Source organism: Gottfriedia sp. NPDC057991 (genome assembly GCF_042886615.1).
Taxonomy (GTDB): domain Bacteria; phylum Bacillota; class Bacilli; order Bacillales; family Bacillaceae_G; genus Gottfriedia.
This window is the reverse complement of record NZ_JBHVQN010000011.1, coordinates 21634-35752: the sequence shown is the minus strand read 5'-3', so window position 1 is coordinate 35752 and position 14119 is coordinate 21634. Positions and strand designations below refer to the sequence as shown.

Here is a 14119-nt window from a genome sequence, read left to right as displayed (position 1 = left end):
TATTTAATTTTACTAAGCCATCGCACTATATGATGAGATTGACGACCACTCTGGCAAGTTTCGTTTAACGACAGCAACCACAACCGTCATATCATCATTAATATCACCTGTATTCGAACGAATTACTTCCTCCAGTAACAATTCTGCTACTGTTTGTGGATCATCTGTTTCAAATTCACTTATTTTACGTTTCATCCACATTTCGTAATTTTCAACATGTTTAGGACCTTCAAAAATACCATCACTCATCATAATTAATAAATCTCCAGCTTTTAACTGCTCACTTACGACTTCTACATCAAATTCATCAATGATCCCGATTGGTAAATTACTACCTTCAATTTTAATAACTTGCTTGCCTCGTTTAACAAAGCTTGGCGATGAACCAATTTTTAAGAATTTTGCTGAAGCATCGTGTAAATCGACCATCGCTAGATCCAATGTAGCAAAAACCTCTTCAGTAGTACGTAAAGATAGAATCGAATTAATCGATTTAATAGCGACTGTTTCTTCAATTCCTGAATTTAAAATTTTTTGAAGTAGTTTTAGTGTCTCATTACTTTCAATATGAGCTCGCTCGCCATTTCCCATTCCATCACTAATCGCAATAGCGTGCTTTCCTGCTCCAACATCCATTATTTTAAATGCATCACCCGAAATAAAGCCTCCACCTTTAGCTGCAGTCGCAACTCCGGTTTCAATAACAAATGCCTTGTCTGATCCAAATGTAACTAAGTAATTACCTCCATTTGGTATTGTCGCTGCCTCTTCTTTTAATACGACAATCGTCTCTTTTAAAATATCTGATAGGATCGGCGCAATTAATTTTTGACACTCACCATGCTCGTTTTCAAATGGAATTAAGATATCTATATCAATATTACCTTGCTCTAAGTTATAAATTTCTACTTGGCTAACGTCAATTCCAAAGTTTAATAAAGCTTGTAGGATTTGGTCTTCCTGTAATTGATGATTTTCTTTTTCTCGTTGAATCTCTTTTGCAAAATCGACCATTACTTTTGAAACCCCGCGCAATTGCTCTGCCACTAATCTTCTACTTTCTTGAACTTGTTTTTTAAGTCTTTGATTTGCACGGAAGTAGAAAACCTCTTGCTTCATTAAATCTGCCATTTTTGAAGAACGTTGGCAATATTTTTCCCACTCTCTCATAAATTGGCCATTCTTAATAAGCTGGTCCTTTTCAACTAATTGCATCATATTTTCCATATATCGATATGTCCGGTCACCGTTGTCTGACCAGCAATGATCCTTTTTCATACAGCTATTACAGCATTTATTTGAAATACTACAAATGAAAAGCTCTTCATCAGTTAATTCGTCTTCAATCTGCGCAAACTGACTAGGCTGTGAGAAGCTTGCCGATAACGCTTCAAACACATTAGAGAATTGAGTAATTCGATTCGCCGTCAAATCTCTTATTTTACGTAAGTACTGCTGTTGGTCAGTAGAGTGTTCCTCTGTCCCAGGTACTAGTTTAGCTAATTGTTTTAGCAAGAAATTCGGCGTTAATAAGAATAATACAATCGCAATCACTGATTCAATAATGGAAAAGATAATATCAGACTGTTTCTCAGCATAAAAGCTGATTAGGCATGTCCCAATTAATAGTCCCGCTGCCGCACCTAATCTTTTTCCCTCTTTAAGGAGGCCACCAAGTAATCCAGAGAATGCTAATAAGCTCATTTGATATAGACTTGAAACACTCGCTAGACTTAGTATAAGACCCGTTACAACCCCTACTGTACAACCGATCGTTCCTCCAGCTACGAAGGCAAATAGTAAGACAATATATCTAGTAACAATATGCTGAATAGATAAATCTTGAATATACCAATCAGTTGTCCCCGTCACAACTGAAGCTAAAAGAATAACTAAACATACGATTTCTTCAACACCTAAAAGCTGTTTTCTTTTAGGAATCGCGAGTAGAGGTACACTTTGGAAAAAGATCATCGTTAAAATAAAACTTAATCCCGCTTCAACTGATGCCATCAAAACATCATACATCAGAACTTCTTGTTGAAAAGCATAAGTAATTAATAGATGACTAATAAATACTGATAAAAAAACTTGAAAAGGTACTAGACCTATATAATGTCGTTTAACTCTAGCGAAGAAAATATTAAGGATAAAAAATAGGATAATCGTGGCAAATGCATAACTAACCGTTTCAATCGACACAGTTAATGAACCGATCATAAGAGCAACAAAGGCTATTCCTGTACGCTCACGTTTCATCATATAAACTGAGGCAAAAAACGGTAATACAAACGGGAGAATATGCGATAGTATCAACGCTCGTCCTAATAAAAATCCCGTTAAAAAGATTAGTAGCCCAAAGTCAAAGAATGCTCTCTCTAATTTGGATTTAATTGATTTAGAAGATTGCCGAAATACTGATTGAAATCCATTAGTAGGGACTAAGCTTGCTGAAGAATTAGAAGACCCTCTTTGCAGTTTCGTCATATTTCCACCTCATCCGATTTGGTTTATTGAACATATTTTAACTTGTCCAATTGAAGGAATATGTCAAAATGACAAAGGCAAATAAAAGTTTTCTTCGACGGAAAAAGCTTTTACGTACAACTGTTTTACAAAATATGAGAAAAGCTTGCAGCATAATTTCTCTAATAGGGTAAAAGAAACGCAATTATTAAATTTTATGTCAATCGAAATTCAGAATAAAGGGAGAAAGTATGGAATGAAGAATGCGATTAAGAGATGAGGACGCTTGTTCCTGGAAAAGAAAAAAACGCCTAGCCTCTCTTATAGAGACCAAACGTTTTTGTTGTTGTATGACCCGTACGGGATTCGAACCCGTGTTACCGCCGTGAAAGGGCGGTGTCTTAACCACTTGACCAACGGGCCGTTAAAGGGAATGGTAGCGGCGGAGGGAGTCGAACCCACGACCTCACGGGTATGAACCGTACGCTCTAGCCAGCTGAGCTACACCGCCATTATCTTTAAACGACAAGATTTATAATATCATGGTACTAAATAGCCGTCAATAGTTTTTAAAAATGTTATTTTATTATTTTTTCCATACAAAAAACGCACCCATTAAAGAGTGCGTGTTCTATATGCCTATTTATGTCCTGACAAGGTAGGAAATTAGCCTCGACGTGCTCCACGGCCACCACGTTTAGATTCTGTGTTGCGTTTTAATGAAGCTAGACGGTCTTCACTGTCTTTTAAAAATTTACTCATTTTTTGATCAAATGTTTCTTTAACCGGACGTTGATCCGAACGGTTTTGATTTTTGCCACGGTTTCCACCACCGCCGCCTCCATATGAAGGTCTGCTTTGACGAGGTCTTTGCTCACGCTCTCCCTCTTTTACTGGTGGACGTTCTTTCGCTTTTTTGATTGAAAGACCGATTTTACCATCTTTTTCAACATTGATTACTTTTACTTCTACTTCATCGCCAACTTTTAAATGTTCGTTAATATCTTTAACATAGTTGTCAGCTACTTCACTAATGTGAACAAGTCCAGTTACTCCTTCTGGTAACTCTACAAAAGCACCAAAATTTGTAATCCCTGTAACTTTCCCACTAACTTTGCTGCCTACCTCAATTGACATAAAAAAAATGCTCCTCCTTAAAAATGTTTAACTGGATTTACTATATTATATAAAATTATAAAAACAAGTGTCAATGAAACGATAATTACTTGATATTAGGAAAAATTATTTCTCCCTTTTTAGAAAAAAATAAATTTTTTCTAGCTAACTCAATAATGTATTGATCATCGTTCAATTGGTCAATCATGCGCTTCGAATCCTCTACCGTACTCTTTGTTTTCTTTAAATCAACCTTTGCTAGTTTTAATTGTTTTACTTTAGATGAATACACATGTTTTTGTGTTTCATAATGAGATTGTAATAAAAAAAATAGGGGGACAGTTAAAAAGCAGAATAATGAAATGCGCACTAAAAACTTTTTAAAACTCCTTCTCCTAGGCTTAACACCTTGTTCCTCAACTAAAGTAATATTTTGTTTATCTTGAACTTGACTAGTTAAATCCAACTTTCTCGCATGTTCCACCTATTTCTTCCTCCTATCTAAAAGGTCCTTTACTTTTTTAATAGTAGTAAGGAAGATATTCTTGAATTTTCCGAAAACTCCTTTAAATTGTATTAAATAGTTTTTGACTCGTTTTGGCACAAAAAACCAACATACTCTGCCGAAAAACAAAAGAATTGCTAGTAGAACGTTGTAAACTAAACGGATTAGTCGAATAAGGAGTCCATAAATAAACAAAAGAATGACGATTATTACCTGAATAATCCACTTTATAGGTTTTACAATAAATATTACCATTAACTTTACTATAATGCGATAAATGCTAATAACCAGCTGAATAACAAGTTCTAATATTTTTTTATAAATAGTTCGAAAAAGACTTTGATAGGCCGCATAACCACATAGTAAAGCTAATAGTAAATAAAACCTGAGTGCACCTTCATTAACTAAGTATAATACATAAAAAACTAATAGAGCTTGAAAAACCCAAAATAATATATCTGTTGCAAATACAATCAATCGATTACGAGTACCTCGATATAAAAAACGATGGTATGTATCTAGTGCCATACCAAGATAAGCACCCATACCGACCATCGCTATCATTGAGTAGAACTGAACGTTTAAGCTCATTTAAATAGCTTGCTAAAGATTCCTTTAGCTTTCCCCGAATTGTATTCGTCAATATAACAAAGTTCATTAATCTTTCCCTTGATTGCTACATGACCTTTTTCTACATCGAGGTTTTTCATTTGTAAATTATGACCTTTAATATGCAAAAAGCCTAGTGCTGTTTCTAATAGGAACTCTTCACTATCAAAGCTCTCAACCTGTTTTACTCCAGTAATTTCAAGATATCTTCTACTTTTTAACGATAAATCCTGCTCGATTATTTGGCTTGTATTTTTCGCATTTAACTCATACGGATTATTCATACTAGTCCCTCCATTTACATAAACTGTACCTCTTGTAAATCGATTCCTAATACAGTGTTATTTGTACAAGTATATGAAGGGACAACTTTTTTAGAACAAGCTATCTGACAGTTTTTCCTCACTTATGATCGTATACATTGCATCTGCTTCTTCTTTTCGAACAGTCTCTTTAAGTAAATTAATTTTTGCTGTAACAATTTTCTGTCCGAAACGTATTTTTAATTCGTCATTTACTTTGACTTCTGTAGATGCTTTTGCAACTGTTCCGTTGATCATTATTCTTCCTTGATCAGCTACTTCTTTAGCAAGTGTACGACGCTTAATAATTCTCGATACTTTTAAAAATTTATCAAGTCTCATAATTTATTCTCCTCAATTCTCATTCAATTAGACATTATTCGTATTTTTTAGCTTCATTCCATATCTCATCCATTTCTTCAAGAGATACATCAGAAAATGTCTTATTTATTTCACGAAGTCTTGATTCAATATATTGAAAACGTTTTGTAAATTTCATATTTGTTTTTAAAATCGCTTCTTCAGGATTTACATCGATAAAACGTGCTAAATTAACAATACTAAATAATAGATCTCCAAGTTCCGCTTCAACTTTAGATTGATCATTCAATTTAATGGCATCAAGAACTTCAGTTAACTCTTCATTAACTTTGTCTACCACTGGCGGTAGTTCTTTCCAGTCAAACCCTACTTTCGCAGCTTTACTTTGAAGTTTCTCTGCTTTTAATAATCCTGACAGATCCTTTGGTATGCCTGAAAGAACGGATTCAACGACGTGTCCCTTTTCAGCTTGTTTTAATTCTTGCCAATTTTTTAATACGTCTTCCTCATCTTTCACATGAACTGTTGAAAATACATGCGGGTGACGATAGATTAGCTTACTTACTAATCCTTGAATTACATCTTGGATTGAGAAGTAGCCTTCATCTTCTCCAATTTGAGCATGTAACATGACTTGAAGTAATACATCTCCAAGTTCTTCAATAATATGATCATCATCTTCTTCATCGATTGCTTCAAGAAGCTCATAAGCCTCTTCTAGTAAGTACTTCTTTAATGATTCATGGGTTTGCTTTTGATCCCACGGGCACCCATTAGGACCTCTTAAAGTAGCAATGACAGAACGAAGTGTTTCAAATTGATGATAGAGATCCTCTTCATTTTTAACTGGCGGTACATAAACACTTGTCAAATTATTGATTGATGTATCGCGATCTAACTCAAACAATGGTACTCTTCTTATTTGCTCATTTGCACTACCCGCTGCCGTAACGATTATGACCTCATAATCATCGGGAAGCTGCTCCATTAGCTTTAATTTCGCATGAGAGGCAGTCATTTGATCGTATACCTGGCAGATGATCAAATGCTGTCTAAACGTAATTGATTCCGCCTCTAAATCCGTTGCATCAACAAACTGGAAGCCTTCGATTGGATCAATCTTCAAACTAGTAAACATTGCATCTAAAAAGCTTTGCCCACCTATGATGTCTAGCTGGATATTTCCTTTATCTGCAAGCTCTATTAATAGCTGAACAGTTTTTTCCGCTACAAGAGGATGGCCTGGTACAGCATATGTAATTGCCCTTTCTTCAGAAGCTTTCACTAATAGTTGAACAATTTCTTGATATACCTCTTCAAAGCGATCATGTTTTTCATAAATTTCATCGAATGATTGGAACGTTAATCCTTCTGTTTCTAATTCACTTATAACAGGGTGGTCTTTTGTACGTAAATATAGATTGTCAGTTTTTTGTAACACTTTATAGATACCAAACGGAAGCTGATTAAGGTCACCTGCACCTAAACCTAAAACTGTAATCTTGTTCATTTTGATCCTCCTGTTCTTTTAAGAAAGCCATTTCTGTAATTTTTCGCTTTTAACGATTGAGCTTAGCTCTTCTACTGTAAATAACTTAATTTTTATTAATACAACCGCAAATACGATTGCACCTACAACCGCTGAAGATAACGCCTCAACTAACATTCTTAAACGAAGCGGATTAATAAACATTGCATATTTTTCATAAAAATATTCATAACCATATACACAACCATACATAATGGCTAAAGATACTAGTAATTTCAAAATAAACTTAAAGTCAAAAAATGTTACTTTTGACAATTTATATATATAAGCTAAATTCAAAATCGTAACAATGATTAAAGCAGATACCGTTGAATAAGCTGCTCCTTTAGATCCGATTTGCTCCATTAAAATAACATTTCCAATAAATTTAACACATCCTCCAGCAATTACATTTAAAGCCGGAATTAAACTTTTACCTAATCCTTGTGCGATTGAAGATGTCGTAATCGATACCCCAGCAAAGAAGATCGATATACATAAAACAGTTAGGACATCCGTTCCTAAATCATTTCGATAAAGCATTATATTGGTCGGATGGATAATTGAAATTAAACCAATTGTGGCTGCTGCTCCCGCTACAATGCTTACTCTAATGGCACCTGATATTCGATTATTAATAGAATGATGTTCTTTACGAGCTAATTCACTAGATAAGTACGGAATTAGGGCCAGTGAAAACGATGAAGCAATGACAGAGCCTAATTGAATTAGCGGAAATCCACGGTCATAAATACCCTTTACTAGCTTAGCACCTTCAACATGATATCCATATTGTACTAATAACGGATAAAAAGAGAGGGAATCGATAAACTGAATGAATACAAGTACTAAACTACTTAAGCTTAGTAAGATCCCTTGATACAAAATTGTTTTTAATTCTAAGCGATAGGTTTTAAGTAAACCAAATGATGGTATGGTCAAACCAGAGCCACGAAAAGAAACCCAATAAAAGAAGTACAGTATCGCTGCTATACTACCCAGTATCGAACCTGAAACTGCCCCTGCACCTACAATATAAAGATTGTCGGTCGTTTGCATTAAATAAAGTGATAGCACTAAAATCGTAATAACTCGAATTAATTGCTCAATTACCTGACTGACTGAAGTAGGTCCCATATCCCCTAAACCTTGATAATATCCTCGAAATGCTGAAGTGATTGGAACAAATAAAAAGCCAACACTAACAACACGAATTAACATCGCTAGATGATCATCACGCATAAATTTCGCTATACTATTACTTCCTACGTATAAAGTAAAGAAACACAATATACCAATGACTAACAACATCATAAATGTTGCATAAACCAAATCTTTAGCCCCTTTATCATCTTTTTTCGCCAATCTTTCAGCCACATAAGATGATAAAACTAAAGGAAAGCCATATGTAGAAAAAGCTAAAGCAATTGCGTAGACAGGATATACCTGTTGGTAAATATAGTAACCTAAATCGCCGGCAATATTTTGATAAGGAATTTTATAAAACGCACTTAGTACTTTCGATAATAATGATGCTATTGTTATGAACAAAGCCCCTTGAAGGGCTGCTTTTTGCTTGGCTTTTTGCAAAAGGATAACAACTCCTTTGTTAGACGGTTCACCCTTTAATGTATTACATTATTAGGGCTTATGTAAAGAGTTGCCAAAAGAAAAACCCTCTCTTTTCCAATTTTAGAAAGTAATGGTTTTGTTTAAATGTTAATCTGGTAGTTTATGCCAAAGGGAAGAAACGAAAAAACAAAGACCAGTTAAGGTAATATTCCTTTACTGGCCCATGTATATTACATATATGATTATTGCTCCATTTGTCTAGCTAAGAAGTTAGTAGCAGTATCGATTGCTTTCTTTTCAACTTCAGAAATTGTTTTATCTTTTGAAAAGATAACAACGGCTCCAATTGGATCCCCACTTGCGATGACTGCTCCTACTGCATAGGATTGATATTTTTCAATTACACTTTCGATAAATGAAGCTTCCCCAGGCTCGCTAACTACTTTTGAGTTACGCTCAGTCATGGTTTTTTCGATAATATCACCAATGTTTTTGTTTAAGTATTCTTTTTTGGAAACTCCTGCAACTGCTACAACTGAATCTCGGTCACTTATAATGATTGTATGTCCAAGTGTGTCGTAAAGTGCATCAGCGTATTCCTTCGCAAAATCACTTAATTCACTAATTGGTGAATATTTCTTTAAAATGACTTCTCCATCTCGGTCCACAAATATTTCTAATGGATCACCTTCACGAATCCGTAAAGTTCTCCTAATTTCTTTTGGTATTACTACTCGACCTAAATCGTCAATTCGACGGACAATACCTGTTGCTTTCATACTTGTAAAGCGCCTCCTCACTTACTTGCATGTCTACGTTGATGAAAGATAACCGAGTGACAATGAGGTAGGGTCACCCTTAATTAATGATAGTATCCTACACAACGAAAGTTCTATACAAAATAAGTGAGATTTTTTAACACCTTTACTAAAAATATAGTAGTGTAAGCACTTTTTGGTAACTTTTAATGACTTTATCGCCAAATTAAAACAGCCATTCGTATTACTTCCCTAGGCATTTACACTCTCTTTTTTCACGTTCTTTAATCCATTAATTAAACCTTCTAGCGTTGTAAGCCAGTCTGCTGGATTTTTTCCTTTTACGTCTAGCGTTACTTTTAGTTTCGATCCATCCATTCCTAAGCCAATGCCTCTACCGAATGAATTACATAACTGGAATAACTTCCCACCGTCGATATTAGCACTTGCCACCTCAGAGAAATAAACACTTACTTCTGACTTAACTTGTTTAATCAGTTCAATCTTCTCTGCAATCGCTAAAAGTTTAATATGAGCAACCTGACATAGATAGCCTACTTCTAACGGGAAATCGCCAAACCGATCCATTAATTCTTCTTGTAAATCATTTAACTCTTCAAACGTTTCAACACGTCTAAATTGCTTGTACATCTCAATTTTTTGCTTACTATCTTGAATATACGTATCAGGTAAATAAGCATCTACTTCAATGTCAATTTCAATTGAAATGATATCTTCTTTCTTAACTCCTCTACGCTGTTCGATTGCATCTTTTAACATTTGAGAATATAAATCAAATCCAACCGAATCAATAAATCCATGTTGTTGTGCTCCAAGTAGATTTCCTGCACCTCGTATTGACAAGTCACGCATGGCAATTTTGAAACCTGAACCTAGCTCTGTAAATTCTTTAATTGCTTGCAGGCGCTTCTCGGCAACCTCAGTCAATACTTTATCCTGTTTATATGTGAAGTAAGCATATGCCACTCTATTCGAACGTCCTACACGCCCTCTTAATTGATAAAGTGTTGATAGACCCATTCGATCTGCATCATATACAATCAATGTATTAACATTTGGAATATCCACGCCCGTTTCGATAATCGTCGTGCTTACTAATACGTCATATTGTCCATCTAAAAAGGCATACATAACTGATTCTAGTTCGCCTTCATTCATTCGACCATGTGCTACAGCTACTTTTGCATCTGGTACAAGCATCGAAATCTGTTCAGCCATACGTTCAATATCTTCTACTCGATTATATAAGAAATATATTTGTCCATCTCGAGCAAGCTCTCTTTCAATCGCTTCTCTCACTAATGCAGCATTATATTCAACTACATATGTTTGAACTGGAAAACGATTTTCTGGCGGTGTCTCAATAACTGATAAATCTCTTACTCCTAGCATCGACATATGCAATGTACGAGGGATCGGAGTTGCAGTTAACGTTAAAACATCTATATTTGCTTTTAATTGCTTTATTTTTTCTTTATGAGATACACCGAATCTTTGCTCTTCATCAATAACTAAAAGTCCTAAATCTTTATATAGAATATCCTTCGATAATAGGCGATGTGTTCCAACTACTATATCGACAGAGCCCTCTTTTAAGCCTTTCATCGTTTCAAGCTGCTGTTTGCGAGATCGGAAACGATTTAACAAACCGATATTAATTGGATGATCTTGAAACCTTTCCCTTAATGTTTCGAAATGCTGCTGTGCCAAAATTGTAGTAGGAACTAAAATAGCAACTTGCTTACCTTCCACAATTGCTTTAAAAGCCGCTCGAATAGCTACTTCAGTTTTTCCGTATCCTACGTCACCACAAAGCAGTCGATCCATTGGACGTTCTCTTTCCATATCCTTTTTAATTTCATGAATTGATCTAAGTTGATCGTCGGTTTCCTGATAAGGAAATGAAGATTCGAATTCTTGTTGTTCCAGGCCATCAGGTGAAAAAGCGTAGCCTTTTGATGCTTCGCGTTCTGCATAAAGCTTAATTAAGTCATCAGCTATATCCTGAACGGAGCCTTCAACCTTCTTCTTAACCTTTTTCCAATCAGTTCCACCAAGCTTATAAATCTTTGGCTCTTTACCTTCAGATCCAACATACTTTTGTACTTGATCAATTTGTTCAATCGGTACAAATAATTTGTCGTCGCCATGATATCGAATATGTAAATAATCTTTATGAATACCATTAATCTCTAATGTTTCAATTCCCAAAAACTTACCAATACCATGATTTACATGAACAACATAATCTCCAACTTTTAATTCTGAGTAATTTTTTATTCGTTCTGCATTTGATAATTTTGTATTGATTCTTTTTTTCTTCTTAGCTTTTTTCGTGAATAACTCACGTTCTGTTATTAGAACAAATTTTTCTAAAGGAAGTTCGAATCCTGAACGAAGATCACCTTTCATGATGTATACTTCACCATTTTTTATTTGCTCTAAAGAAGAGACAATTTTCCCTTCAATGTTGTAATCTTCTAATATATTTTCAATTTTATTTGTTCTTTCGTCACTTTCGCCGAGCATAACAATTGTATATTTATTTTTCTTCCAACGGTCTAATTCATTTTTTAACAAGCTCATTTGACCATGAAACTCTTGCATCGATTTACATTGAATCGAAACTACCTGTTCAGGATGCGTATGAGGTACTCTTCTCGGAAAAAGACTCGTATGAATTTGTTGGCGCTTTCTCGAATGTAGTAATTCAAAAAATTCATGTGAAAAACTTACTCCATGTAATGCATTTCCCTCAGCTAGTAATGACGTATACCACTCTGCTTCATCCTTTTTAAGCTGCTCTACGATTTCATGAACCCTCGAAATCTCATCAATAACGACAACAGTTTCCTTAGGAACGTAATCTAGTAAACTAAATTGGTTTTCATAGATTAGACCAAAATATTTATATATTTGATCAATCAATTGCCCTTGCTTTAATTGCTCAAGATCATAGGTTACCTTTTCAACCAATAACTCTTTTACTTGTTGATCACTTATTTTTGATAGAGTTTCTTTAAAAGCTTGTTCGATTCGTTGAACTCCTAATTGCAAATCAGTCTTGGAAATAATTCTTTCCGTCGCTGGACCAATTTGGACACTCTCATATTTTGTAATAGATCTTTGAGAATCAGGAGAAAATGAACGGATTGAATCGATTTCTGTATCGAAGAGTTCAATTCGAATAGGATCTTCATACGTTAGCGGGTAAATATCAAGAATTCCTCCGCGTACGCTAAACTCTCCTTTACTTTCGACCATCCCAACACGTTCATAGCCCATTTGGACAAACTTTGAAACCAAACTCGATAAGTCGATATCTTCACCAATTTCAAAATTGATCTGATAGTTAGACCATAATTCTGGAGATGGCAAATAGCCAATTAATCCCGATACAGGTGTAACCACTACCGACGGTTTTTTTGACATCAGACTGTTTAACGCGATTAGTCTTTGCGATCTAAGCTCTGGACTTGATACTGCAATCTCTGAAGCAATCAATTCGTTTGCGGGATATAAAAATACTTTATCTTCCCCAACTACTGATTTTAGGTCTTCTGATACTTTTTGAGCTTGAAGAAGATTATTTGTCACGATTAACTGCGTTTGTCCAGTTTCTCTAAAAACAGCTCCAGATAGCAACGTTTTCGCAGACCCCGCTAAGTTTGTAACCAATTGTTCTCTTAGCCCATTTTTTAGGCCATTAATTATTTTTTTAATATCTTTATACTGGTTAAATTGTTCAATTAAACCAATCACGAAGTCAATCTCCCCTAACAGTCAATCTAAGCAACAATAATCTTAGTTGAAGTTTATATTTATAGTTTTTTAGTAATTTGCTCCATTTTAAGTGTCATTTGTATAGATAAACACACTTCATCTTAACAGAGTCTAGAAAAAAACAGAAAAACGCCTCAGTTATAAACCAAAGGCAATTTAATTTATGAAATTCTTATATTCATGGTAATGTGGAAACTCAGATAGAGTCATTTCGCAATCCTCGCACACAATATAAATTACTTGATTAGGAGATTGAATAAAATTTACAAAATCGCTCAATTCTTCATTGAAAGAATGACAATACGAAGATGAAACTTGTAACAACTGTTGCTTTTCAATACTACCCATTTGTTTACTACAATACCGACACTGACAATCTAATAATTCCATTACTTCCTCCATACTACAAAAAATTCATATATACAGTATGGATTGTACTAACTATACTTATTCAATGTGAAAGCTTAAATTCCTGTTTTTTTATTTTTTATTATATTGATTCATTACATCCAAGAAAGAATGCTTTAAAAAATATTCACATGCATCTGCGGCTCTTTTCACACCATCAACTACTTCCGCAATTTCTTCTTCAAAGAAGTTTGATAATACATGATTTACGACACTCATTCCATTGGACGGACGATCTACACCAATTCGTACACGTTGGAATTCTTGTGTTCCTAAATGCTGAATTAATGACTTTATACCATTATGCCCCCCAGCACTTCCTTTTGTACGCAGACGTAGCTTTCCGGTTGGAATATCCATTTCATCATAAAGGACGACAAGGTCTTCTAGATCAATATTAAAATAATCCATAAATGGTCTTACACATTCACCTGATAAGTTCATATATGTTAAAGGTTTTAATAAGAAAACTTTTTCTCCGTTCACAATTCCTGAAGTATAAATACCATTAAATTTTTGTTGGGTTAATGAAAAGCCCCATCGGTGAGCTAATTCATCAATCGCAATGAAACCAATATTGTGTCGCGTTCTTTCATACTCTCTACCTGGGTTGCCTAATCCTACAAACAACTTCATTTTATTATCCTCCATTCTAATCTTGGTTATATTACGAAAAGACGTAACCACTTCTGGTTACGTCCTCTTATAAGTTTTAAAGCAAAGATGTAAT

The 14119-nt window shown here is 34.7% G+C and carries 12 protein-coding genes and 2 tRNA genes; all 14 read right to left on the bottom strand.

The features are described from left to right. Positions 1-12 precede the first annotated feature (12 nt). The 14 genes from spoIIE to pth all read right to left on the bottom strand — a co-directional run bounded on the left by spoIIE (position 13) and on the right by pth (position 14025). Positions 13-2487: a stage II sporulation protein E gene (gene spoIIE / locus ACFVR2_RS24200; protein WP_387367875.1), complete on the bottom strand. Its 2475-nt coding sequence runs from the start codon at positions 2485-2487 to the stop codon at positions 13-15. A gap of 330 nt (positions 2488-2817) precedes the next feature. Continuing rightward, positions 2818-2889: transfer RNA gene (locus tag ACFVR2_RS24195), tRNA-Glu, on the bottom strand. Positions 2890-2900: 11 nt separating this feature from the next. Next, positions 2901-2977 (bottom strand) — tRNA-Met (locus ACFVR2_RS24190). Positions 2978-3132: 155 nt separating this feature from the next. Beyond that, complete coding sequence (locus ACFVR2_RS24185) at positions 3133-3603, bottom strand: S1 domain-containing RNA-binding protein (RefSeq protein WP_056474447.1); 471 nt, start codon at positions 3601-3603, stop codon at positions 3133-3135. Between the two features lie 85 nt (positions 3604-3688). Then, the gene (locus tag ACFVR2_RS24180) at positions 3689-4066 is read right to left on the bottom strand and encodes an FtsB family cell division protein (protein WP_387367873.1); all 378 of its coding nucleotides are present in this window, start codon (positions 4064-4066) and stop codon (positions 3689-3691) included. Beyond that, positions 4067-4678, bottom strand: a complete 612-nt coding sequence (gene yabQ, locus ACFVR2_RS24175) for a spore cortex biosynthesis protein YabQ (protein WP_387367870.1) — start codon at positions 4676-4678, stop codon at positions 4067-4069. Beyond that, on the bottom strand, positions 4675-4980 hold the full coding sequence (gene yabP / locus ACFVR2_RS24170; protein WP_056474457.1) for a sporulation protein YabP: 306 nt from the start codon (positions 4978-4980) through the stop codon (positions 4675-4677). The genes yabQ and yabP overlap by 4 nt, the downstream gene beginning before the upstream one ends. A gap of 90 nt (positions 4981-5070) precedes the next feature. Further along, entirely contained in the window at positions 5071-5340 is a 270-nt protein-coding gene (locus ACFVR2_RS24165; RefSeq protein WP_088014778.1) for an RNA-binding S4 domain-containing protein, read from the bottom strand. Between the two features lie 34 nt (positions 5341-5374). Then, a complete protein-coding gene (gene yabN, locus ACFVR2_RS24160) occupies positions 5375-6829 on the bottom strand; it encodes a bifunctional methyltransferase/pyrophosphohydrolase YabN (RefSeq protein ID WP_387367865.1) in 1455 nt (484 codons plus the stop codon). Between the two features lie 18 nt (positions 6830-6847). Continuing rightward, positions 6848-8437 (bottom strand): putative polysaccharide biosynthesis protein, encoded by a 1590-nt coding sequence (locus tag ACFVR2_RS24155; RefSeq protein ID WP_387367862.1) that lies wholly within the window; start codon positions 8435-8437, stop codon positions 6848-6850. A 224-nt stretch (positions 8438-8661) separates the two neighbouring features. Further along, positions 8662-9198 (bottom strand): stage V sporulation protein T, encoded by a 537-nt coding sequence (spoVT, locus tag ACFVR2_RS24150; RefSeq protein WP_387367859.1) that lies wholly within the window; start codon positions 9196-9198, stop codon positions 8662-8664. Positions 9199-9429: 231 nt separating this feature from the next. After that, positions 9430-12960 (bottom strand): transcription-repair coupling factor, encoded by a 3531-nt coding sequence (mfd, locus tag ACFVR2_RS24145; protein ID WP_387367856.1) that lies wholly within the window; start codon positions 12958-12960, stop codon positions 9430-9432. Between the two features lie 177 nt (positions 12961-13137). Next, positions 13138-13371, bottom strand: coding sequence for an anti-sigma-F factor Fin (locus tag ACFVR2_RS24140; RefSeq protein ID WP_165347225.1), 234 nt, complete (start codon positions 13369-13371; stop codon positions 13138-13140). A gap of 90 nt (positions 13372-13461) precedes the next feature. Then, positions 13462-14025, bottom strand: a complete 564-nt coding sequence (gene pth, locus ACFVR2_RS24135; protein WP_387367852.1) for an aminoacyl-tRNA hydrolase — start codon at positions 14023-14025, stop codon at positions 13462-13464. Between the last annotated feature and the right edge of the window lie 94 nt (positions 14026-14119).

Bases quoted from the DNA above. Each gene is read 5' to 3' on its own strand.
- spoIIE (WP_387367875.1), bottom strand. From the start codon at position 2,487: ATGACGAAACTGCAAAGAGGGTCTTCTAATTCTTCAGCAAGCTTAGTC.
- ACFVR2_RS24185 (WP_056474447.1), bottom strand. From the start codon at position 3,603: ATGTCAATTGAGGTAGGCAGCAAAGTTAGTGGGAAAGTTACAGGGATT.
- yabQ (WP_387367870.1), bottom strand. From the start codon at position 4,678: ATGAGCTTAAACGTTCAGTTCTACTCAATGATAGCGATGGTCGGTATG.
- yabP (WP_056474457.1), bottom strand. From the start codon at position 4,980: ATGAATAATCCGTATGAGTTAAATGCGAAAAATACAAGCCAAATAATC.
- ACFVR2_RS24165 (WP_088014778.1), bottom strand. From the start codon at position 5,340: ATGAGACTTGATAAATTTTTAAAAGTATCGAGAATTATTAAGCGTCGT.
- yabN (WP_387367865.1), bottom strand. From the start codon at position 6,829: ATGAACAAGATTACAGTTTTAGGTTTAGGTGCAGGTGACCTTAATCAG.
- spoVT (WP_387367859.1), bottom strand. From the start codon at position 9,198: ATGAAAGCAACAGGTATTGTCCGTCGAATTGACGATTTAGGTCGAGTA.
- ACFVR2_RS24140 (WP_165347225.1), bottom strand. From the start codon at position 13,371: ATGGAATTATTAGATTGTCAGTGTCGGTATTGTAGTAAACAAATGGGT.
- pth (WP_387367852.1), bottom strand. From the start codon at position 14,025: ATGAAGTTGTTTGTAGGATTAGGCAACCCAGGTAGAGAGTATGAAAGA.